Source organism: Pseudomonas sp. MWU13-2100 (assembly GCF_023242365.1).
Taxonomy (GTDB): Bacteria; Pseudomonadota; Gammaproteobacteria; order Pseudomonadales; family Pseudomonadaceae; genus Aquipseudomonas.
This window is the reverse complement of record NZ_JALLIX010000011.1, coordinates 59515-78594: the sequence shown is the minus strand read 5'-3', so window position 1 is coordinate 78594 and position 19080 is coordinate 59515. Positions and strand designations below refer to the sequence as shown.

Sequence of the window (19080 nt, the reverse complement as noted above, 5' to 3'; positions counted from 1 at the left end):
GCATTCAGCGGGTGGACGGTGATTGTCCGGGGGTGGGCAGGGCAGTAGGTTGAGGCATCTGCTGCCGGAGAAACGACCATGCCTGAGTACCAAGCCCCGCTACGCGATATGCGCTTTCTGATCGACCATGTTTTCGATTTCCATGCCCACTACCTCGCCCTCGGCGCCACCGATGCCAGCCCCGACATGGTCGGTGCAATCCTGGAAGAAGGCGCGAAGTTCTGCGAGCAGGTGCTGTCGCCGCTGAACCGCTCCGGCGATGAAGAGGGCTGTCATTTCGAGCATGGCGTGGTGACCACGCCCCAGGGTTTCAAGCAGGCCTTTGCCCAATATGTCGAAGGCGGCTGGCATGGCCTGGCGGCGGACCCGGCCTATGGCGGGCAAGGCCTGCCGCTGTCCCTGGGATTGGTGATCAGCGAGATGATCGGTTCCAGCAACACCTCCTGGGGCATGTACCCGGGCCTGACCCACGGCGCCATGTCGGCGATCCACGCCCACGGCACCGAGGAGCAGAAAAACACCTACCTGAGCAAACTGACCGAGGGTCGCTGGACCGGCACCATGTGCCTGACCGAGGCCCATTGCGGCACTGACCTGGGGCTGATCAAGACCCGCGCCGTGCCCCTGGCCGACGGCAGTTATGCCATCAGTGGCAGCAAGATCTTCATCTCCGCCGGCGAGCACGACCTGAGCGAGAACATCGTGCACCTGGTGCTGGCCAAACTGCCGGACGCCCCGGCGGGGACCAAGGGCATTTCCCTGTTCATCGTGCCCAAGTTCCTGGCCGATGCCGCCGGCGATGCGGGCGAGCGTAACGGGGTGCACTGTGGCTCCATCGAACACAAAATGGGGATCAAGGCTTCCGCGACCTGCGTACTGAACTTCGACGAGGCCCGGGGCTTTCTGATCGGTGAGGCCAACAAGGGCCTGAACTGCATGTTCACCATGATGAACCATGCCCGGCTCGGCACCGGGATGCAGGGCCTGTGCCTGGGCGAGACGAGCTTCCAGGGTGCGGTCCGGTACGCCAACGATCGTCTGCAGATGCGTTCGCTCACCGGCCCCAAGGCGCCGGACAAGGTCGCCGACCCGATCATCGTCCATCCTGATGTGCGACGCATGCTGCTGACCATGAAGGCGTTCAACGAAGGCAGCCGGGCGCTGACCTACTTCACCGCGCAGTGGCTGGATGTGGCCCATCTGGGCACCGAGGCGAGCCAACGCCAGGAGGCCGAGGACCTGCTGGCTTTCCTGACGCCGATCTGCAAGGCCTTCATGACCGAGACCGGCCTTGAGGTCACCAACCACGGGATGCAGGTGTTCGGTGGTCATGGCTTCATTCGTGAGTGGGGCATGGAGCAGTTGGTTCGCGATTGCCGGATCGCGCCGATCTATGAGGGCACCAACGGGATTCAGGCGCTGGATCTGCTGGGGCGCAAGGTGCTCGGCAGCCAGGGCAAGTTGCTGCGCGGCTTTACCAGGATCGTGCAGCGGTTCTGTCTGGCGAATGCCGAACATCCGCAGCTCAAGGGCTATGCGGCGCAACTGGGCGGTTTGAATCAGCAGTGGGGCGAACTGACCACCCAGGTCGGCATGGCGGCGCTGAAGAACCCGGATGAAGTAGGCGCGGCGGCCTTGGACTATCTGATGTACAGCGGTTACATCATTCTTGCATACCTCTGGCTACGCATGGCGCTGGTGGCCCAAGCCCAGTTGGACGACGGTAGCGGCGACGCCGAGTATTGCCAGGGCAAGCTGGCGACCTGCGAGTTCTACTTCAAGCGCCTGCTGCCGCGCACGACCGCCCATCGGGCGGCGGTGGAGGCAGGGAGCGAGTGCCTGATGCGTTTGCCGGCGGAGTTGTTTTCTCTTTAGCGGGTTGGCGATCTTGAGGGCCCTTTCGCGGGCAAGCTCCGCTCCCGCACTGATATCCGTGTCGAACACGAGTCTCGTGCACGACACAAAACCTGTGGGAGCGGAGCTTGTCGGATCACCGCGCCGCCGCGAAGGCGTCGGAACAGGCAACGCATGACGCCGATAGGTTAGTGACCAAAAATAACAAAAAAGTCACACATAGACCCTATGTGTCGTAAAAGTTGTTAGGGTAAACTCGAGCCATAGAAAATCGGTCCCATCCGGGGCCTGTCGTTTAGATCTTGCGAGGTTTGCCATGGCTGACTACAAAGCGCCCCTGCGCGATATGCGCTTCGTCCTCAATGAAGTGTTCGAGGTCGCGAAACTCTGGGCTCAACTGCCTGCCCTGGCCGAGAGCGTCGACGCCGAAACCGTCGAGGCGATTCTCGAAGAGGCCGGCAAGGTCACCGCCAAGAGCATCGCGCCCCTGAGCCGTGGCGGCGATGAAGAAGGCTGCCGCTGGGACAACGGCGTGGTGTTCACGCCGAACGGTTTCCAGCAGGCCTACCAGACCTACGCCGAAGGTGGCTGGGTGGGTGTCGGCGGTGATCCGGCCTTCGGCGGCATGGGCATGCCCAAGGCGGTTTCGGCCCAGGTCGAAGAAATGATCAACTCCTCCAGCCTCGCCTTCGGTCTCTACCCGATGCTGACGGCCGGTGCCTGTGTCTCGATCAACACCCACGCCAGCGAAGAGCTCAAAGCCGCTTACCTGCCGAACATGTATTCGGGTGTCTGGGCCGGTTCCATGTGCCTGACCGAACCCCATGCCGGCACTGACCTGGGGATTATCCGGACCAAGGCCGAGCCGCAGGCGGACGGTTCCTACAAGGTCACGGGGACGAAGATCTTCATTACCGGCGGCGAGCACGACCTGACCGAGAACATCATTCACCTGGTGTTGGCCAAGCTGCCTGACGCCCCGGCCGGTCCCAAGGGTATTTCGTTGTTCCTGGTGCCGAAGTTCATGGTCAATGCCGATGGCAGTCTCGGGGCCCGTAACCCGGTGAGCTGTGGCTCCATCGAACACAAGATGGGCATCCAGGCTTCCGCGACCTGCGTGATGAACTTCGACGAAGCCGTGGGCTACCTGATAGGCGAGCCGAACAAAGGCCTGGCCGCGATGTTCACCATGATGAACTACGAGCGCCTGGGGGTAGGCATCCAGGGCCTGGCGTCGGGTGAGCGTTCTTATCAGAACGCGGTAGAGTACGCCCGCGATCGCCTGCAAAGCCGTTCGCCGACCGGGCCGAAGTCCAAGGACAAGGTGGCCGACCCGATCATCGTGCACCCCGACGTGCGGCGCATGCTGTTGACCATGAAAGCCTCGAACGAAGGCGGTCGGGCATTCTCCACCTATGTGGCGATGCAGTTGGACACCGCCAAGTTCAGTGAGGACGCCACCACCCGCGAACGTGCGGATGGCCTGGTGGCCTTGCTGACCCCGGTGGCCAAGGCCTTCCTGACCGACCTCGGCCTGGAGACCACCGTGCACGGCCAGCAGGTGTTCGGCGGCCATGGCTATATCCGCGAGTGGGGCCAGGAACAACTGGTGCGCGATGTGCGCATCACCCAGATCTACGAAGGCACCAACGGCATCCAGGCTCTGGACCTGGTGGGGCGCAAGATCGTCGGCAACGGCGGCGCCTATTACAAGCTGTTCGCCGAAGAGATTCGCCATTTCATCAACACCGCCGACGCCGGGTTGGCCGAGTTCACCCAGCCGCTGGGCACCGCGCTGGATAATCTTGATGACCTGACGGCCTGGGTCCTGGAGCGCGCCAAGAGCAATCCGGACGAAATCGGTGCGGCATCTGTCGAATACCTGCAAGCCTTCGGTTACACCGCCTATGCCTATATGTGGGCCCTGATGGCCAAGGCAGCGTTGGGCAAGGAGAATCAGGAGATGTTCTACGCGAGTAAAGTGGGCACGGCGCGGTTCTATTTCGCCCGTCTATTGCCGCGTATTCACTCGCTGACAGCCTCGGTAAAAGCTGGGAGCGAGTCGTTGTTCCTACTGGAAGCCGAGCAATTTTGATTCTTCGGATGTCTTGTAAGCATTTACTTACATAACGCGCTGCTCTTTGCCCCTTTCGCCAAATTGGATCCAGCGATAATCTTTGCTTCAAGGACGTCGAGCAGGAAGCTCAAAAGTAACAACAGGGACACGTAGGATTCTGCCAGGACGGCGGAGTGAAAAGGATGTCAGGGAAACAGTCTGCAAAGCCCCGCTTCGGCGGGGTTTTCTTTTGCCCGCAAAAAAGTAGCGGTCAGTTCAGCCCCTCGCGTACCACCGGCGGATGCCCACCCGCGGGGTTCGTCACGTCTTCGAGCAAGTTGCGCAACAATTCCAGCGTCGCCTGTTGGCGCTGCATATCGCGGCAGACCAGCCCCACTTTCAAGGCGACGCGCGGTTCGGTCAATGGCTTCCACAGCAACAGGTCGTCGTCGTGCTCATGGCGCGAGCGGCCCGGTAGCACCGTTGCCAGTCGCGTGTGCGGCAGGCTGTCGAGGATGCCGGCCATATTGTTCAGCTCGGCCTGGACCTGAGGGCGGCGCCCCAGATTGGCCAGTTGTCCCTGCCAGATCTGGCGGATCTGAAACTCCTCGCCCAGCAGCAGCATCGGCAGTTCGGCGGCCTGGCTCAAAGAGACTTTCTTGAATTCGCGCAATGGATGGTCGCTAGGGATCACCAGTTGCAATTCATCTTCGTACAGCAGCACCCCATGCAAGCCCGGCTGGCGCGGTGGCAGATAGCTGATGCCGATATCCAGCGAACCATTGAGCAGGCGTCGCTCGATCTCCATGCCGGTCAATTCGTAGATCTGCACCACCAGGTGCGGTTGGGCCTTGCGTACCCGTTCCAGCATCTGCGGTACCAGGCTGGTGTGCACGGTCTGCAGCACCCCGATGGCCAGGGTGCGCAGGGACTGGCCCTGGAAGTTGCGCAGGTCGTCGCGGGCCCGTTGCAGGCCATCGAGCAGCGGCAGCGCGTGGTTGTACAGGGTATGGGCGGCGAGGGTCGGCAACAGGCGTTTGCTGCTGCGTTCGAACAGGCCCACATCGAGGTTGTGTTCAAGCTGGCGGATCTGCTGCGAGAGCGCCGGTTGCGAGATCGACAGGCGCTCGGCAGCCCGGCCGACATGGCCCTCTTCATACACCGCGACGAAATAACGCAGTTGCTTGAAATCCATAAGCTGTACTTATCGAAAAAGCTCGAAAAACGAAATGGCTGCAAGTGCCGGAGAAGCCTAGTCTACCCGCAATTATAAGGGCTTACAGGGCCATAGCGTGCGATGAATACTGTTTGCGTGGACGGTGTTTACATAGGCAAGGCAAAAAATCTCGGCCAGGGTCTGGTGGGGGATACGGATAAACACCGGGTTGCCAACCGGCTCTGGTTATGGCCACAGGGCCTGGGCAGTGATGAGCACGGCGACCCGCGTTTCCATACCGGTCCCGAGCGGGCCGTGCATCACTATCCCGCCGAGCATTACGCTTACTGGCGGCAACGTTATCCACAGCTCGATTGGGTCGCACCGGCCTTTGGCGAGAATTTGTCGACGCGGGGGCTGACTGAAGGGCAAGTCTGCCTGGGTGATCTGTTTCGCTGGGGCGGCGCGTTGTTGCAGGTCAGTCAACCGCGCTCGGCCTGCTATCGCCTGAGTCGCCTCGGGACATTGCCGGAGCTGCCGCAAGAAGCCCAGGACACAGGGCGCTGCGGTTGGTTCTATCGGGTGCTCAAGTCGGGGTTTGTCAGCGCCGATCAACCCTTCGAACTGATTCAGCGCAGCTATCCCGGCCTGACCGTGGCCTGGGCGCTGCATGCCTTCTATCAGGAGCCCCTGGAGCATGCGGGGCTGAAGAAACTGGTGGACTGTCCGGCGCTGTCCTCGCGCTGGCGCGACACGGCGATCAAGCGCCTGCGCAGCGGTCGGGTCGAAGACTGGTCGGCGCGCCTGCTCGGTCTGCCGCTGGAAGGTCTGCGCGCATGAACCTGTTCAGCTTGCGGCGCACGCCGCCGAGTCTTGATGACCTCACGGCCGAGTACCGACAGTCCACCCGGCGTGACAGTGTCACCCATGAATACCTGATGCCGGTGGCTGAGCGTCCTGCCCCGGTGTTCGTACGCGGCCAAGGCTCCTCGGTGTGGGATGCGCAGGGTCAGTCCTACCTGGATTTCAGCCAGGGCGGTGGCAGCAACAGTCTGGGCCACAGTCCCGGTGTCCTGGCCCGGGTTTTGTCCGACCAGGCCTATGGCTTGATCAACGTCGGCGGCGGGTTGCATAACCAGGGGCAATTGAATCTGGCCCGGCGATTATGCGAGAGCACGGGTTGCGACCAGGTGCATTTTTTCAACAGTGGCTCCGAAGCCTGCGAGGGGGCGATCAAGCTGGCGCGTAAATGGGGACAGCTGTATCGCGGTGGCGCGTCGCGGATCATTTCGCTGAGCAACGCCTGTCATGGCAATGGTTTCGGTGCCCTGGCGGCGTCGGCGCCGGATGCCTTCGACAATCGTTTCGAACCCCGGCTGCCGGGCTTCAGCCAGGTGCCGTTCAATGATTTGCCGGCCTTGCATGCGGCCGTGGACGCCAAGACCGTCGCGATCATGCTGGAACCGATCCAGAGTGCCGCGGGGGTGATTCCGGCGACGGGGCACTATCTCAAGGGCGTCGAGCGACTATGCCGTGAGTTGGGCATCCTCCTGATCCTGGATGAAGTGCAGACCGGCATGGGGCGCTGTGGCACCTTGCTGGTCGAGCAGCAGTATGGGGTGAAGGCGGACATCATCACCCTGGGCAAGGGCCTGGGCGGCGGCGTGCCACTGGCCGCCCTGCTGGCGCGGGGCAAGGCGGGTTGTTTTGCACCAGGCGAAATCGGTGGCAGTCATCACGGCAATGCCATGATGTGCAGCGCCGGGTTGGCGGTGCTGGAGACGCTGCTCGCGGGTGATTTCCTCAGCAAGGTCCGTGAAACCGGACAGTACCTGCGTGAAGGGCTGACGCGTCTGGCTCAACGTTATGCACAGGGAGAATTGCGCGGGACCGGCTTGCTCTGGGGCTTGACCCTGGCTGATGAGTCGGCCGATGCGCTGGTCAAGGCCGCACTGCTGGAAGGGCTGCTGCTCGATGCACCGAAAGCCGACTGCCTGCGTTTTTCTCCGGCGCTGAACGTCAGCAAGAGTGACATCGACGAGATGTTGCAGCGCCTGGCCCATGCCTTTTCCCGAGTGCGAACCGCCCAGGTCCAGTGTCGCAAAGGTATTGCCGTCTGACACTGACCGACTCTTTTTCTTCAACTAATTCCCAAACCGTCTCGCGGTATAACGCGTCGCCCTGTGCCTGACTCTTTTGGCACGGGGCGTTTTTTTGTGGGCGGTGCTCAAGCGCACGGTTTCACACAAGGACGCTCCTCCAGGAGTCTGGCCAACGAGGTACGTGACGGACTTGAATTTATATACCACTAAGTGGTATGTTTCTTGGGGAAGGATTTCCATGCCATACAGGTTTTTCAAAACCCGGCGCTTCAGCGTCGATGCGAGAAAGGCACTGATCACCGATGCAGCGCTGGTCGCGACTATGAGAGAAGCCATCAGTGGTCAGGCGGATAATCTGGGCGGCGGTGTCTGGAAGAAACGCCTCAACGAGAACCGCCATCGTTCCATTGTATTGGCGAGGGGGCGTTGTTACTGGGTCTTCCAGTTTCTGTTCGCCAAAAGCGATCAGAGCAATATCACGGCGCAGGAGCTCAGTGCCTTCAAGGCGTTGGCCAAGGCTTATGAGGGACTCAGTGAGCAGCAGGTCCAACAGCTACTGGAAATGAAAGAGTTTGTGGAGATAGGTCATGACCAAGACATTTAAAAGCGAGGCGCTGGAGTCGATTCATGAGTCGGCCAGCGCGTTGCAGGCCATTGGCGCGATCAGCAAGGCGACCATGCGCGAGTTCGATGAGTCCTGCCTGGCGCAGGTCCCGGATGAAATTGCGCCGGAGCAGATCAAGCAACTGCGTGAACGCAACCATGTCAGCCAACCGGTTTTCGCCCGTTACCTGAACACCAGTGCCTCGACCGTGAAGCAGTGGGAGGCGGGTGACAAGCAACCCAGCGGCATGGCGCTTAAATTGCTGAGCATCGTACAGAAATACGGCCTGCAGATCTTGGCCTAGCGTTCGCGGCGATTGCGCGAGCGGTCCTGGGCAAAGGTGCGCAGCCCGCGGTGGGCACTGGTTTGTCCGCGAATCAGGCCGGCGCGCTCGGCGGGTTCCGAGGCTGGTAGGGGCGGCGGCGTTTGCGCCGGCTCCCCGGCTTCGTTCGAGGACGCTGGACCTTCGGCGTCGGGAGAGATTGGCAGGGACATGGGCGTTTCCTTGGAAGAGGAGCGCCCATTTTAACGGATAACGCCCGCTCAGTCCTGGCTCAGCCCCGTATAGAGCGCCGGACGGCGGTCCAGCAGATAGCGGTTGCTGGCCCGGGAGGCCTGCATCAGCGAACGGTCCAGGGTGGCGACGATCAAGGTTTCATCCAGGCCGGCGCGGGCCAGGCGGCTGCCGTCCGGCGCGGCAATGCTGCTCTGGCCGCAGTACTGGATGTCCCCCTCATGACCGCAGTAGTTGGCGTACGCCACAAAACACTGGTTCTCGAAGGCCCGGGCGCGAATGGTGACATCGGCGACGAAGTCGAACGGCACCATATTGGCGGTGGGTACCAGAATCACCTCGGCTCCGCTCAACGCCAGGCGCCGGGTGTTTTCCGGGAACTCGACGTCGTAGCAGATCAGCAGCCCGACTTTCCAGCCGCCCAGCTCCACCACCGGAAAGTGGTCGGGGCCGGCACTGAACATCGAATGATCGAGGTCACCGTAGAGGTGGGTCTTGCGGTAGTTGCACAGACTCTGGCCCTGGGCATCGATCAACTGCACCGCGTTGTAGATCTGGCCATCCTCGGCGCGCTCCGGGTAGCCGTAGACAATCGCCATGTTCGCCGCCCGGGCGAGGGCGGCAATATGTTGTGCGCTGGGGCCATCGCTGGCTTCGGCCAGGGCCCCGACCGCTTCGGCGCCGATGTTGTAGCCGCTCAGGAACATTTCCGGGAGCACCAGCACGTCCACGCCACGGGCCTCGCCGGTCAGGCGCTGCAAGCGCTGCAGGTTACCCGCGACATCCAACGGCTGCGGCGGGCATTGATAGAGAGCGATCTGCACAAGCGCGTTCCTTTCAGTCGGCCAGGGCAATCGGGCCGATGTCGTGGAAGACATCGCCCGGTCCCGGGTTCTCGGCGTGGGTGCGTCCACCGAAGTGGTTCATGATGCCCCACACGGCGTTGAGCGAAGTCTGCACCGCGCCTTCGACCCAGGCCGGGGTCCAGGACACATCGTCGCCGGCAATGAAGATGCCGCGATGTTCGGCGGGCATATCGGCCTGCATGAAGTGCGCGTACATCCGCTGATTGTAGCGGTAGTGGCCGGGCAGGGCGCCTTTGAAAGCGCCGAGGAAATGCGGGTCGGCCTCCCAGGAAACGGTGATCGGATCGCCGATGATGCGCGCGGCGATATCCACTTTCGGGTAGATCTTCTTCAGCGCGTCGAGGGCCAGCTTCACCCGCTTGTCGATGGGTTGCGGGAGCATTTTCAGGGCATCGCTCATCCACGAATACGACAGGCAGATCACCCCTGGTTTGTCGTCGCCGTTGTCGAACAGGTAGGTGCCGCGGGTCAGGCGATCGGTGAGGGTCATGCTCATCAGGTCGCGACCGGTTTCCGGGTCCTTGTCCTTCCAGAACGGGCGGTCGACCATGACGAAGGTCTTTGAGGACTGCATGTAGCGTGTGCGGTCCAGGGCCATCCACATCTTCTGCGAGAACAGCGATTCCTCGCATTCGATCTGGGTGGTCAGCAGCCAGCTCTGGCAAGTGACGAGGACGGCGGCGTAATGACGGGTATCGCCCCAGTTGTCGGTGATCGCGAACTGATCGTCGGCACCACGGGTAATGCGCTTGACGCCGGTGCGTGGCGCACCGTGGTGCAGGCTGCTCAGGCTGGTGCCGGCCGGCCAGTGGGCACAGCGCTGCGGCGCATGGCGCCAGATCCCCAGTGGTACCTGTTCCACACCACCGACCACCAGGTGCTGGTGGTCATCGCAGTTGGTCATCACCACGCGGAAGATTTCCAGCATCGAGTTGGGGAAATCCGAGTCCCAGCCGCCGGTGCCGAAACCGACCTGGCCGAACACTTCACGGTGCTGGAACGACAGCTTGGCGAAGGCCTTGGAGGTGGCGACGAAGTCGTAGAAGGTGCGGTCGTCCCACAGTGGGACCAGGGTGTTCCACAGTTCTTTCAGGCGCGGCACGTCGCGGTCGCGAATGGCCTGCTGGATATCGCCGAAGCGCGAACCGTCTTCCAGGGCGTCGGCCCAGGCGTCGGCCACTTCCTGGAACAGGGCGGGCAGGTCGGCGAGTTTCTCTGCGTAGTAGGTTTCGCCTTCGAGGTCGATCACCGTGCTGCCGGAGGCCGGGGTCAGCGGGTTGGGGAAGGGTTTGGTCTCGAGGCCGAGCTTGTCCACGTAGTGGTAGAACGCCGTGGACGAGACTGGGAAACGCATGCCGCCGAGCTCGGCGATGATGCCTTCGGCGCCTTCAAAGGCCTGGGAGCGCAGGCGTCCGCCCATTTTCGAGGCTTCGTAGACGACCGGCTTGAGGCCCAGTTTCATCAGTTCGTAAGCGGCCACCAGCCCGGCGATCCCGGCACCGACAATCGCCACTTCCGCCCCGTGGTTTTCCGCCGGGATACTGCCCAGTCCGGCTGGGTGCTCGATCCAGTCATCGAAGGCGAACGGGAAGTCCGGGCCGAAGATGGTGATGGGTTTTTTACCGTCGGCAGGATGGCGATTGTTCTTGTTCATGGCTGACCTTGCTGGCGACTCGGGCCGGGCGGTGTGTCCGGCTGGAGTATAGATAGGAAAAGACTGAGGCCATTGTAGGGAGCGGGGAGTGCGTTAATAAGACGCAAAGTGTCGTCGTTTTGATCTTACATGATGCTTTATGACGAACTGTCTGTTCGAAACGACGCGTACCTGTAGGAGCAGGGCTTGCCCGCGAAGAGGACCTTGAGGGCGCTAAAAGCTTCGCGGGCAATCGAGCGTCGACCGGCCGCTCCTACAGATACTGCATTCAGCCAGCAAATTTGCGGGGCTAAACCGGTTGCCCCCGATCCACCTTGCTACTGAGAATGATCGAGGTCGTGGTTTTCTCCACCCCTTCAACGCTGCCGATCTGGTCGAGCAACTGGTCCAGTTGTTCCGGTGAATCGCTGCGCAGCCAGGCCACATAGTCAAACTCGCCGCTTACAGCACAGAGCTGCTGGACCTGTGCCATGGCACTGAGGCGCCGCACCACATCCTTGCCGGAACGCGGTTGGACCGTGATCCCGACATAGGCCTGCAAACCGCCATCGACCACCCGCTGACCGAGGCGCACGCCATAACCGGTAATGACCTTGGCTTTTTCCAGGCGTGCCAGCCTTGAGGTGACCGTGGTGCGCGCGATCCCCAACTGCCGAGCCAGCATCGCCACGCTTTCTCGGGCATTGATCTGTAGCGCGGAAATCAACTGACGGTCGATTTCGTCGAGTGCGGGAGGGCGGGTGTCGGACAAGGTCGGGCTCCGGTGGCGGGTGTCGAGAGTTGGGTGATGTTACAGGCTTGAAGTGGCCGCCGGTTGCAAGCCGGGAATCTGATAGCGGGTACTGCGTCCGCCCCCGGGAAGTCGGTAGAGGCAACCTTTCTCCAGAAGATCCGCCAGATGGCGGGTCGCGGTCGCCTTACTGACTTTGGTGACTGCCTGGTATTGCGCGGCATTGATACCACCCTCGAAACCTCTCTCACCGCCATCGAGCAGCCTGTTGATAACTTTGAGTTGTTCAGGCGAGAGTTGAAGATGGCGATGTTGTTGCCAATACCGTGCCTTGACCAGTACCCGGTCGATGTTGGCCTGGGCCTGCTCCAGGCTGCGCAGCAGGGTTTTCAGGAACCATTGCAGCCAAGGGGTGATATCCAGCGAGTCCTTCTGGCTGGACTCGAGTATTTCGTAATAGCCCTTCCGGTCTTCGAGAATGCTCGCGGACATCGCATAGAACCGAATCGCCTGTTGTTCGCCCTGGGCCAGTGCCAGATCAGTGAGGGTACGGGTCAGGCGACCATTGCCATCATCGAATGGATGCAAGGTCACGAACCAGAAATGCGCGACTCCGGCTCGCAATAGTGGGTCGAGTGCCGTGTCGGCCTGACTGGCGTTGAACCAGTGGATAAACGCCGCCAGTTCTTCGTCGAGCCCGGCCCGCGGTGGTGCCTCGAAATGCACGACAGGTCGATCCAGACGTCCGGAGACCACCTGCATCGGCTCGTTACCGCGCAGCCTGCCAATACGGATTTTCGGTGCCAGAAGGCTTTCATCGGCCTGGAACAGCAGCGAGTGCCAATACAGCAGGCGCTCAAGGCTCAACGGCGAGTGATGGTGTTGCGTTGCGTCCAGCAGCAGTTCCGCCAGGCCCTCGCTACGTGGGCTGGCGGATTGGTCGGCGCTCAGTCCGAGGCGTCTTGCCAACGAAGACCTGACTGAACCGACATTCAGCGGCTCTCCTTCGATGGCCGATGACGTGATGATGTTTTGCAGCAAGGCATCCAGTTCGTTCTGCGCACTGCTGTCCTCGCCGATGGCTGCGGCCATGCCGAGCAAGCGTCCCTGGGCGTGTCCGCATTCCAGCAGCAGCGGCGTCAGGGCCTTTTCCTGCCAGGTGAAATGAGGCCAGTCGGGCTGTTGCCAGATCCAGTGAGGCAGATCGTTCATAGAGGACTCCGCATGAGCGTGAGCCGAATAAAAGGCTTATTCGGCTCATATGGTGAGCCGATTGTGCGATTTATTCGGCTCATCGTCTAGCTGGGAGACGCTGCAGGCTGCACTTGGGTTGAGCGGCATATCTGCTTTGATTTTTCAGAGGTTCGGTATACGTTACATTTAATATAGTTTGTCGCGTATACAGAACATGGATTATGCCCTTATCACAACGCGTCTTGGCGAGCAGGTCCGGCAGCGTCGTCTGAGTCGCGGGTTGACTCAAGCCCGACTCGCTACCTTGGCTGGCATCACCCGACAGAAGGTCATCGCCATCGAGAAGGGTGATCTGTCAGTGGGTATGGTCGCCTATGCGCGAGCCCTGGGTGCTTTGGACTGTGAGTTCGCCGTGGTGCCAGCGGTAATGCCCACGTTGGACGAAATACGGGGAGTGTTCGATTGATGACGACCGTACTGCAAGTTACGACGCCTGAAGGCTGCAATCAGTTTACTGATGCCTGTACGCCCGGATGAATACCGTCACCGAGAGTTGCATCCGATCTTCCAGATGAACCTCCCGGAAGGTTATGTCCTGGAGCAGTTGCGCAACCGTCTTGCCAAGGTGGCGAATGTCGATCCCATGCTGCTGCTTGCGCTGTCTGGTAGCAGTTCGCCTATCGGGCGGGTAGCGGTGAGTTCGCTGGAGGTCGATGCGCTCTTGCAGCGTCAACAGTACCCTGGAGATTTGCTCGCCCGAGCAGGTGCAGGGCTCACTGGCCCAGCTATTTGCCATCGTGACCTTGAGCTGCATCGTCGGTAACGGCGACGCTCATCTGAAGAACTTCGGGCTGCTGTATTCCGACCCCACGCAGCGCGATGCGCGGCTGGCGCCTGCCTACGACATCGTCAACACCACGGCTTACCTTCCAAAGGACGTCTTGGCGCTTGATCTTGTCGGCAACAAATCGTTATTCGCCTCACGGCAGGGGCTGCTGGACTTCGCTCTGGTGTGTGACGTGGCCCGGCCAGAAGAGGTCATCCGCGATCAGTTGCAAGTACTGGAACGGGTACTGGCTCGCTCGACTGAGCTTTGTGAACAGGCACCGAATGTAGTCACGGCAATTAGGCAATGTGCTGAGCCGTTTATAAAAACCTTCGGCTAGTGCATGCACACGCTCGGGGTTTACATCGGTGCCAGCATATCGGCGCTGAGCGCAACACGGTCATTGAATTGACGCCAGGACAGCATGAGTCTTGCCAGGCACAGGGACTAAGTCAGGCGGCTTTGGCCAAGGCTCTGCAAAACCTGTCGAAAAAAAGACCCGGATGGGTCCTCCTCCGTCAGCAGCAGATGATTTCTACATCGGACGTGTACTCCTTGAGACGCATACATTTACACACGTTTTTCTAGTTGCATCAGTTAGGTACGACAACTACCTTTTGACTGTCGCTGCAAAATCAGCGATCGGGCTGGACACCCGAGGTTTTCAAACGTAGTCGCACAATGCCGCGCTTGCGGTATTCTTGTGTTCGCTTTATGGCGGACTGTGCGCGGGACATCCTTGATGGGTGTGCCGGGTCCTACGTTACCCGGTTGTCCACCTGCGTACAGTTCGTCACCTTTTCGCTGGACACGAAAATGTACGAACTCCTTGAGGTATTTCTTACGTAGGAGTTTTACCTGTGACCAAGAAAATCACTCCCGATCCGCCTCCTGTTTCCAAAAATTCCAAGTCAGATGAGGGCTGTGCTCTCGTTCGTGGCGTTGTTGATGGCGCCAACGGCTCTGTAAAGTCGATCCGGTCTGATACGGCCCGTTTGCTTGGAACTCTCTCTTTAACCGTATCCAAAACCATCAATCACGCTGACCCTCTCAAACCCTCGATTTTTGCCATCCAGCCAGGCGTCAAGGCTCAGGACGCGCTGATCTACGTCTCGAAATTGCTTGAAGCCGCCGAACTGAACGGTGACGAAATCAGCTTGCACACGAATCCGGTGGAGCGATCCCTGTTCTGGGGCATGCTCCACTCGGTAGAAATGGCACGGGCAGTGGTGGATGCCCTGCTTGAGGGATCGTCTTCACCCCCTCACGCCTCAGCGGCATTAGACGAGCGCCCATTTGATTGAAGTGGTGCATGCTGCGGCTGGTTTCTGATCAGCAGACTACTCAGCTCGCCGCGCACGCATGAAGTGCAATTTCCATTAGCAGCCACCGCTCTCGGTGGCTGTTGTTCCAGCACTCAGCCATTGCGCTCAGGTGCTGGCTTGTTCTCAAATGCGGAATTGGCTGACCATTTCCTGCAACTCGTGGCCCAGTCTTGCCAGTTCGACGCTGGACGCAGCTGTTTCCTCGCTGGCACTCGCGGTTTGCTCGGAGATGTCGCGCACGTTGAGCAAGCTGCGATGGATCTCCTCGGCCACGGTACTCTGCTGCTCGGCGGAGGCGGAAATCTGCTGGTTCATCGATTGGATCGTCGACACCGTGCGGGTGATGCTTTCCAGCGATGTCACGGCGCGACGGGTCAATTCGACGCTGTTATCCGTCAGGACGCGACTGCTTTCCATGACCGCCGAGACTTTCTGGGTACCGCTTTGCAGGCCGGCGATCAGCCCTTCGATTTCTTCGGTGGATTTTTGCGTGCGCTGGGCCAGGCTTCGGACTTCGTCGGCCACGACCGCAAAGCCGCGTCCGGCTTCACCGGCTCGCGCGGCCTCAATGGCCGCATTGAGTGCCAGCAGGTTGGTTTGTTCCGCCACGGCTTTGATCACGTCGAGCACGCCGCCGATTTTTTCGCTTTCCAACTCCAGAAGGTTCATCGCTTCGGTGGAGTTGCCGACTTCGATGGCCAGTAACTCAATTTGATCGATCGCTTCACCGACCACTTTTTCACCGGCGCGCGCTTCTGTATCCGCGGCGGCGGCGGCGTTTGAAGCTTCTTCGGTATTGCGTGCCACTTCTTGTACGGTGGCGGCCATTTCGTTCATGGCGGTCGCGACCTGATCCGTCTCGACTCTTTGGCTGTTCACGTTCGCGCTGGTCTGCTCGGTAACAGCGGACAACTCTTCCGCCGCGCTGGCAATCTGGGTGACCCCCAGGCTGATGCCTTCGATCAGCTTGCGCAGGCTCACCGTCATGTACTGCATGCTGCGCTGCAATTGGCCCAGCTCGTCGCGTCGCGCGGTCTTGATGTCGTGGCTGAGATCCCCGCCCGCGATACGCTCCGCGACTTTCAGGGTTTCCAGCAGCGGATGGACGATCTGCCCGGTGATAAACCAGGCCGCGAGGATGCCCAGCGCCAACGCCAGCAGTGTGCTGATCGTCAGCAATTGGCGGGCACTTCCTGCCTCGCTATCCCGTGTCTGGCTCTGGTTGTCTATGAGCTTCTGGCTAAGGTCTTCAAGACTGACACCCAAGGCCACCATCTGATCGAGCGTTTCCAGGCTGGTGTGTACTTGCGCGGCATAGTTCTGCACATCCTGGCGGTACTGTTGCAGCAGGTGTTCCGCCTGCGTCAGGATGCCTTGTTGTTGAGAGGTGGCGGCGGCGCGAACCGTGAGCAGTTCGCTCGTGACCTGATCGATACTGGCCAGGGCGCCTTGCTCTTTGCTCGGATCATTGCTGTAGATGAAACCGTACACCACGATGCGGGCCTGCTGGATATGGACGGCGAGTAAGCTAGTGGCTTGAAACTGGTTCAGACGCTGATGGTCATCCTGCCCTTCAAGCGCCGGTGCATTGACCAGGTCCTGGGTGGCTTCATTGAGCGCTTCGGTGATTTGCGTTGCACTCTGTACCAACTTCGCGAGCGAGGCTTCACGGTCTTTGAAGGTTTGCTCAAGCGTGTTGAAGCGGGTCCGGTAGTCTCCGACGATGCGGCCTTGCTCCTCGATAAGTTGCAGGTCCGCAGGAATACTCAGTTCGCGACTCAGAGAGCGCTGATGGTCCTGGATACGTTCCAGTACGAGAGATACGGCTGCGCTGTTCTGTTCGTTGCGATCAGCCAGGTAGCGTAGGCGTTTGGCGCGCAAATCGTTGGTCAAGGAACTCAAGGTGCCGATGGCACTGATCTTGTTGCTGCGTTCGATCATGTTGGCGGTGCTGTGCCAGCCGGTCAGCGCGATCAACAAGGTCATCAACAACAGCAGGCCAAAGCCCAAGGCAAGCTTGGCATTGACGCCGATATTACTCAGGGCCTGGCTGAAACTTCTGAACATGGTCTTTCCTTAAAGTGCTGCGAACGTGCTGCCACAGGCCGTGTTTGGTTGAAGCGGGGCAATATAAGCCATACCCGGGGGAACCGCAGGGTGTATGGGGAGCGACTTTAGTCGGCTAGGCAGATCGCGGTTTTGCTCGCACTGCCGGTGCCGTTTGCATTTTGCATCTGGGCTCCTGCGGGTAGTCGTCACCTTCGAGGGGGGCAGCAGGCTGGGTTTGACCGAAAAAACTCACGGTTTGCCACATCAGCCACGCCAGGGCGTTCACTCAAGCCCTTGTCCGGGTGCATTTCAACACGGGCAATCCTAAGACGGGCGGAGCGGCAAACTATGCACAGAAGGTTGTTAGCTCGATTGCTATGGTGAAATCGCGGATGGTATGCAAATGAAGCATCTTTTGTTAGATGTCATGATTACCGTGTTTTCGGCGCTGGCAGCGGCTGGAGCGCTTCCCTTTGGAGCCGATGACGTTGCACCGAGCGGTTTGACAACGGCACAGGCGAAGAAAGTACTTGTTGTTGTGCTGGAGCACGACCCGCACCGCTGAGCATTTCGTCTTCGCCACCCTGAAAGCTCGTTTCGGGTATGACTCAAGGATCGAAAGAAGAATGGAAGCGGAACAGATCACGCTGCCCAGTGGTAAAACGGCTACCCTGGCAGCCACCCACACATTGACGGCCGTCAACGACTCCATCACCACGGTAGTGCCTGTTGCAACCCCCAAGCCCGTCATCTTGTTCATCGGGGGCGCTGGCGACCAGCACAGCTATTATTTCCAGGGTGCCTTCCATGATATCGAATATGCGGCCCAGCATCGGTCACAGCCTTGGGGGGTGGAATGGCGCCCACCTTTCGACGATTTTGGCCGATGAAGGGTCCAAGGCTAAGAGCATCGATCAACGCGCTGTTGATCGACTGTTGTCCCATATGATCTTGGGTCAGAGACGACACCGGGAAATCGTGCCAGGGCTTCAGCCCCCCTCCGTGAACCGCCGTCGCGTCAGGAAAAGCACCACGCCCAGCGGCACGGCCAGCAGTGCTAGCAGCTCCAGGTCAAAGCCCAGCACCTGCTGCTCACCAACCTTGAAGATGCTGACCAAGCCCGTTGCCAGCAGCGCCAAACCCAGCCACTTGCGCAGCGGGTATGGTTTCAGAAACTGAACGAGGATCGCGCCCAGCACCAGAAGGACGACAGTTTGCATGATGTAGGGCATGTGCAGTTCCTCAGACCTTGATGACCAGCGTCACGACAGAGCGCTGTGGGCCAATCCCGCCATGGACCTCTCCCTCGATGCTGACCAGCACGTCACCTGCATGCAGGTTCGGCAGGGCCCCTTTGAGGTACCAGTTGACACCTGTCGTCACGACTGCACCTGAAGCCCAGCCAATGAGCGGCCCGCCAAACGCACCTACCCTCCCGGCAACGCCACCTGAGGCCGCAGCAATTCCCTTGGCGACGTTGCCGCGCATAGTGCTGATAGCATCGGCCTGCTGCCGGGTGAGGGGATTGGAAATGCAGACTGTCAGCAGGCATGGCAGGTTTCGAGCCTGCATTCGGTCGTACATATCGACGACCATGCTGTTGACTTGGTAATGGGCGCGTTTCGCTTCGCCAAAGTGCAGCTCGCGCAGGCGACCTCGGTCGCTTTCCATGAGGGTGATTTGAGACAGATTGAAGACGATTCCTTCCTCGGACCTGTACTGCGTGGTCTTCTCGAACTTCATGCGCGTATCCATTCGTGCAAAAAGACGATGATTTTCTACAAGCGGTGACTAAGATGCAAACGGTCTTTGATGTGAGGCCCCGGGGAATTTGACGTCTGCACGGGTCTCATCGCCAGCAAGCCAACTCCCCGGTAACAACACATCGAGCGCGTCGGTTTTGGTACCCTTGGACCATAGGACTGTATCTGTGATGGTTCCGCCAGAAACGTGAAAGCCGCGCAATGCGCGGCTTTGGAGTTGGTGGGCCCACACGGACTTGAACCGTGGACCAGCCTCTGATGTTTTTCCACTGCCGGGGCGATCGTCAGGCCGCCTTTTCGTCCATCGAAACCAACTCGTCGGAGAAATATTGGAGCGGCAGGCTGGTCGGCATCGAATGTCAGCAGGTACGGCCGCAAGCGTTTTGG

Annotated in this window: 19 protein-coding genes and 2 pseudogenes; 11 read left to right on the top strand and 10 right to left on the bottom strand. The window is 60.1% G+C overall.

All coding sequences use genetic code 11. From position 1 onward, the window contains the following. Nucleotides 1–78: 78 nt before the first annotated feature. Together M5B99_RS10245 and M5B99_RS10240 are read left to right on the top strand one after the other, a co-directional pair. A complete protein-coding gene (locus M5B99_RS10245; RefSeq protein WP_248803919.1) occupies nucleotides 79–1875 on the top strand; it encodes an acyl-CoA dehydrogenase C-terminal domain-containing protein in 1797 nt (598 codons plus the stop codon). Between the two features lie 295 nt (nucleotides 1876–2170). After that, nucleotides 2171–3949 carry an acyl-CoA dehydrogenase C-terminal domain-containing protein gene (locus tag M5B99_RS10240; protein WP_248803918.1) on the top strand — a complete coding sequence of 593 codons (1779 nt, stop codon included), beginning with the start codon at nucleotides 2171–2173 and terminating at the stop codon, nucleotides 3947–3949. Nucleotides 3950–4181: 232 nt separating this feature from the next. On the opposite strand, the gene M5B99_RS10235 is transcribed toward M5B99_RS10240, so the two are convergent. Beyond that, nucleotides 4182–5105 carry a LysR family transcriptional regulator gene (locus M5B99_RS10235; RefSeq protein ID WP_248803917.1) on the bottom strand — a complete coding sequence of 308 codons (924 nt, stop codon included), beginning with the start codon at nucleotides 5103–5105 and terminating at the stop codon, nucleotides 4182–4184. Nucleotides 5106–5207: 102 nt separating this feature from the next. Here M5B99_RS10235 and M5B99_RS10230 point away from each other — a divergent pair, with 102 nt between their 5' ends. From M5B99_RS10230 to M5B99_RS10215, 4 genes are all read left to right on the top strand, one after another. Beyond that, nucleotides 5208–5906, top strand: coding sequence for an MOSC domain-containing protein (locus M5B99_RS10230; RefSeq protein WP_248803916.1), 699 nt, complete (start codon nucleotides 5208–5210; stop codon nucleotides 5904–5906). After that, nucleotides 5903–7186, top strand: coding sequence for an aspartate aminotransferase family protein (locus tag M5B99_RS10225; RefSeq protein WP_248803915.1), 1284 nt, complete (start codon nucleotides 5903–5905; stop codon nucleotides 7184–7186). The genes M5B99_RS10230 and M5B99_RS10225 overlap by 4 nt, the downstream gene beginning before the upstream one ends. Before the next feature lie 220 nt (nucleotides 7187–7406). Further along, nucleotides 7407–7772 carry a type II toxin-antitoxin system RelE/ParE family toxin gene (locus tag M5B99_RS10220; protein WP_248803914.1) on the top strand — a complete coding sequence of 122 codons (366 nt, stop codon included), beginning with the start codon at nucleotides 7407–7409 and terminating at the stop codon, nucleotides 7770–7772. Beyond that, entirely contained in the window at nucleotides 7756–8076 is a 321-nt protein-coding gene (locus M5B99_RS10215; RefSeq protein WP_103497065.1) for a helix-turn-helix domain-containing protein, read from the top strand. The genes M5B99_RS10220 and M5B99_RS10215 overlap by 17 nt, the downstream gene beginning before the upstream one ends. Here the strand turns inward: M5B99_RS10215 and M5B99_RS10210 are convergent. The 5 genes from M5B99_RS10210 to M5B99_RS10190 form a co-directional block, all read right to left on the bottom strand. Then, complete coding sequence (locus M5B99_RS10210; RefSeq protein WP_248803913.1) at nucleotides 8073–8267, bottom strand: hypothetical protein; 195 nt, start codon at nucleotides 8265–8267, stop codon at nucleotides 8073–8075. The genes M5B99_RS10215 and M5B99_RS10210 overlap by 4 nt on opposite strands. A 48-nt stretch (nucleotides 8268–8315) precedes the next feature. Next, the gene (locus M5B99_RS10205) at nucleotides 8316–9110 is read right to left on the bottom strand and encodes a carbon-nitrogen hydrolase family protein (protein WP_248803912.1); all 795 of its coding nucleotides are present in this window, start codon (nucleotides 9108–9110) and stop codon (nucleotides 8316–8318) included. 13 nt (nucleotides 9111–9123) lie between these two features. Further along, nucleotides 9124–10806, bottom strand: a complete 1683-nt coding sequence (locus M5B99_RS10200; protein ID WP_248803911.1) for a flavin monoamine oxidase family protein — start codon at nucleotides 10804–10806, stop codon at nucleotides 9124–9126. A gap of 289 nt (nucleotides 10807–11095) precedes the next feature. Further along, entirely contained in the window at nucleotides 11096–11557 is a 462-nt protein-coding gene (locus tag M5B99_RS10195; protein ID WP_248803910.1) for an Lrp/AsnC family transcriptional regulator, read from the bottom strand. A 39-nt stretch (nucleotides 11558–11596) separates the two neighbouring features. Then, nucleotides 11597–12748 carry a Fic family protein gene (locus tag M5B99_RS10190; RefSeq protein ID WP_248803909.1) on the bottom strand — a complete coding sequence of 384 codons (1152 nt, stop codon included), beginning with the start codon at nucleotides 12746–12748 and terminating at the stop codon, nucleotides 11597–11599. A 196-nt stretch (nucleotides 12749–12944) separates the two neighbouring features. Here M5B99_RS10190 and M5B99_RS10185 point away from each other — a divergent pair, with 196 nt between their 5' ends. The 3 genes and pseudogenes from M5B99_RS10185 to M5B99_RS10175 all read left to right on the top strand — a co-directional run bounded on the left by M5B99_RS10185 (nucleotide 12945) and on the right by M5B99_RS10175 (nucleotide 14860). Beyond that, nucleotides 12945–13196: a helix-turn-helix transcriptional regulator gene (locus M5B99_RS10185; protein WP_103495696.1), complete on the top strand. Its 252-nt coding sequence runs from the start codon at nucleotides 12945–12947 to the stop codon at nucleotides 13194–13196. Nucleotides 13197–13223: 27 nt separating this feature from the next. Continuing rightward, a pseudogene (locus M5B99_RS10180) lies at nucleotides 13224–13896 on the top strand (HipA domain-containing protein). Nucleotides 13897–14416: 520 nt separating this feature from the next. Continuing rightward, nucleotides 14417–14860 (top strand): hypothetical protein, encoded by a 444-nt coding sequence (locus M5B99_RS10175; protein ID WP_412548718.1) that lies wholly within the window; start codon nucleotides 14417–14419, stop codon nucleotides 14858–14860. A gap of 144 nt (nucleotides 14861–15004) precedes the next feature. Here M5B99_RS10175 and M5B99_RS30195 read toward each other — a convergent pair whose 3' ends face one another. Beyond that, nucleotides 15005–15709 (bottom strand): methyl-accepting chemotaxis protein, encoded by a 705-nt coding sequence (locus M5B99_RS30195; protein WP_412548719.1) that lies wholly within the window; start codon nucleotides 15707–15709, stop codon nucleotides 15005–15007. A 201-nt stretch (nucleotides 15710–15910) separates the two neighbouring features. Then, nucleotides 15911–16822 (bottom strand): annotated as a pseudogene (locus M5B99_RS30190) (methyl-accepting chemotaxis protein); the annotation flags it as partial. Nucleotides 16823–17333: 511 nt separating this feature from the next. Between M5B99_RS30190 and M5B99_RS10165 the strand changes: the two are divergent. Next, nucleotides 17334–17495 (top strand): hypothetical protein, encoded by a 162-nt coding sequence (locus tag M5B99_RS10165; protein ID WP_248803907.1) that lies wholly within the window; start codon nucleotides 17334–17336, stop codon nucleotides 17493–17495. 61 nt (nucleotides 17496–17556) lie between these two features. Then, complete coding sequence (locus tag M5B99_RS10160) at nucleotides 17557–17820, top strand: hypothetical protein (RefSeq protein WP_318654567.1); 264 nt, start codon at nucleotides 17557–17559, stop codon at nucleotides 17818–17820. Nucleotides 17821–17919: 99 nt separating this feature from the next. Here the strand turns inward: M5B99_RS10160 and M5B99_RS10155 are convergent, their stop codons facing one another. Then, nucleotides 17920–18162 (bottom strand): hypothetical protein, encoded by a 243-nt coding sequence (locus M5B99_RS10155; RefSeq protein ID WP_248803906.1) that lies wholly within the window; start codon nucleotides 18160–18162, stop codon nucleotides 17920–17922. 10 nt (nucleotides 18163–18172) lie between these two features. Then, entirely contained in the window at nucleotides 18173–18673 is a 501-nt protein-coding gene (locus M5B99_RS10150) for a hypothetical protein (protein ID WP_248803905.1), read from the bottom strand. Nucleotides 18674–19080: the final 407 nt, after the last annotated feature.

What these genes read in the sequence shown, in the direction of transcription:
- M5B99_RS10245 (WP_248803919.1), top strand. Translation starts at nt 79, where the DNA reads ATGCCTGAGTACCAAGCCCCGCTACGCGATATGCGCTTTCTGATCGAC.
- M5B99_RS10240 (WP_248803918.1), top strand. Translation starts at nt 2,171, where the DNA reads ATGGCTGACTACAAAGCGCCCCTGCGCGATATGCGCTTCGTCCTCAAT.
- M5B99_RS10235 (WP_248803917.1), bottom strand. Translation starts at nt 5,105, where the DNA reads ATGGATTTCAAGCAACTGCGTTATTTCGTCGCGGTGTATGAAGAGGGC.
- M5B99_RS10230 (WP_248803916.1), top strand. Translation starts at nt 5,208, where the DNA reads ATGAATACTGTTTGCGTGGACGGTGTTTACATAGGCAAGGCAAAAAAT.
- M5B99_RS10225 (WP_248803915.1), top strand. Translation starts at nt 5,903, where the DNA reads ATGAACCTGTTCAGCTTGCGGCGCACGCCGCCGAGTCTTGATGACCTC.
- M5B99_RS10220 (WP_248803914.1), top strand. Translation starts at nt 7,407, where the DNA reads ATGCCATACAGGTTTTTCAAAACCCGGCGCTTCAGCGTCGATGCGAGA.
- M5B99_RS10215 (WP_103497065.1), top strand. Translation starts at nt 7,756, where the DNA reads ATGACCAAGACATTTAAAAGCGAGGCGCTGGAGTCGATTCATGAGTCG.
- M5B99_RS10210 (WP_248803913.1), bottom strand. Translation starts at nt 8,267, where the DNA reads ATGTCCCTGCCAATCTCTCCCGACGCCGAAGGTCCAGCGTCCTCGAAC.
- M5B99_RS10200 (WP_248803911.1), bottom strand. Translation starts at nt 10,806, where the DNA reads ATGAACAAGAACAATCGCCATCCTGCCGACGGTAAAAAACCCATCACC.
- M5B99_RS10190 (WP_248803909.1), bottom strand. Translation starts at nt 12,748, where the DNA reads ATGAACGATCTGCCTCACTGGATCTGGCAACAGCCCGACTGGCCTCAT.
- M5B99_RS10185 (WP_103495696.1), top strand. Translation starts at nt 12,945, where the DNA reads ATGGATTATGCCCTTATCACAACGCGTCTTGGCGAGCAGGTCCGGCAG.
- M5B99_RS30195 (WP_412548719.1), bottom strand. Translation starts at nt 15,709, where the DNA reads ATGGCCGCCACCGTACAAGAAGTGGCACGCAATACCGAAGAAGCTTCA.
- M5B99_RS10165 (WP_248803907.1), top strand. Translation starts at nt 17,334, where the DNA reads ATGAAGCATCTTTTGTTAGATGTCATGATTACCGTGTTTTCGGCGCTG.
- M5B99_RS10160 (WP_318654567.1), top strand. Translation starts at nt 17,557, where the DNA reads ATGGAAGCGGAACAGATCACGCTGCCCAGTGGTAAAACGGCTACCCTG.
- M5B99_RS10155 (WP_248803906.1), bottom strand. Translation starts at nt 18,162, where the DNA reads ATGCCCTACATCATGCAAACTGTCGTCCTTCTGGTGCTGGGCGCGATC.
- M5B99_RS10150 (WP_248803905.1), bottom strand. Translation starts at nt 18,673, where the DNA reads ATGAAGTTCGAGAAGACCACGCAGTACAGGTCCGAGGAAGGAATCGTC.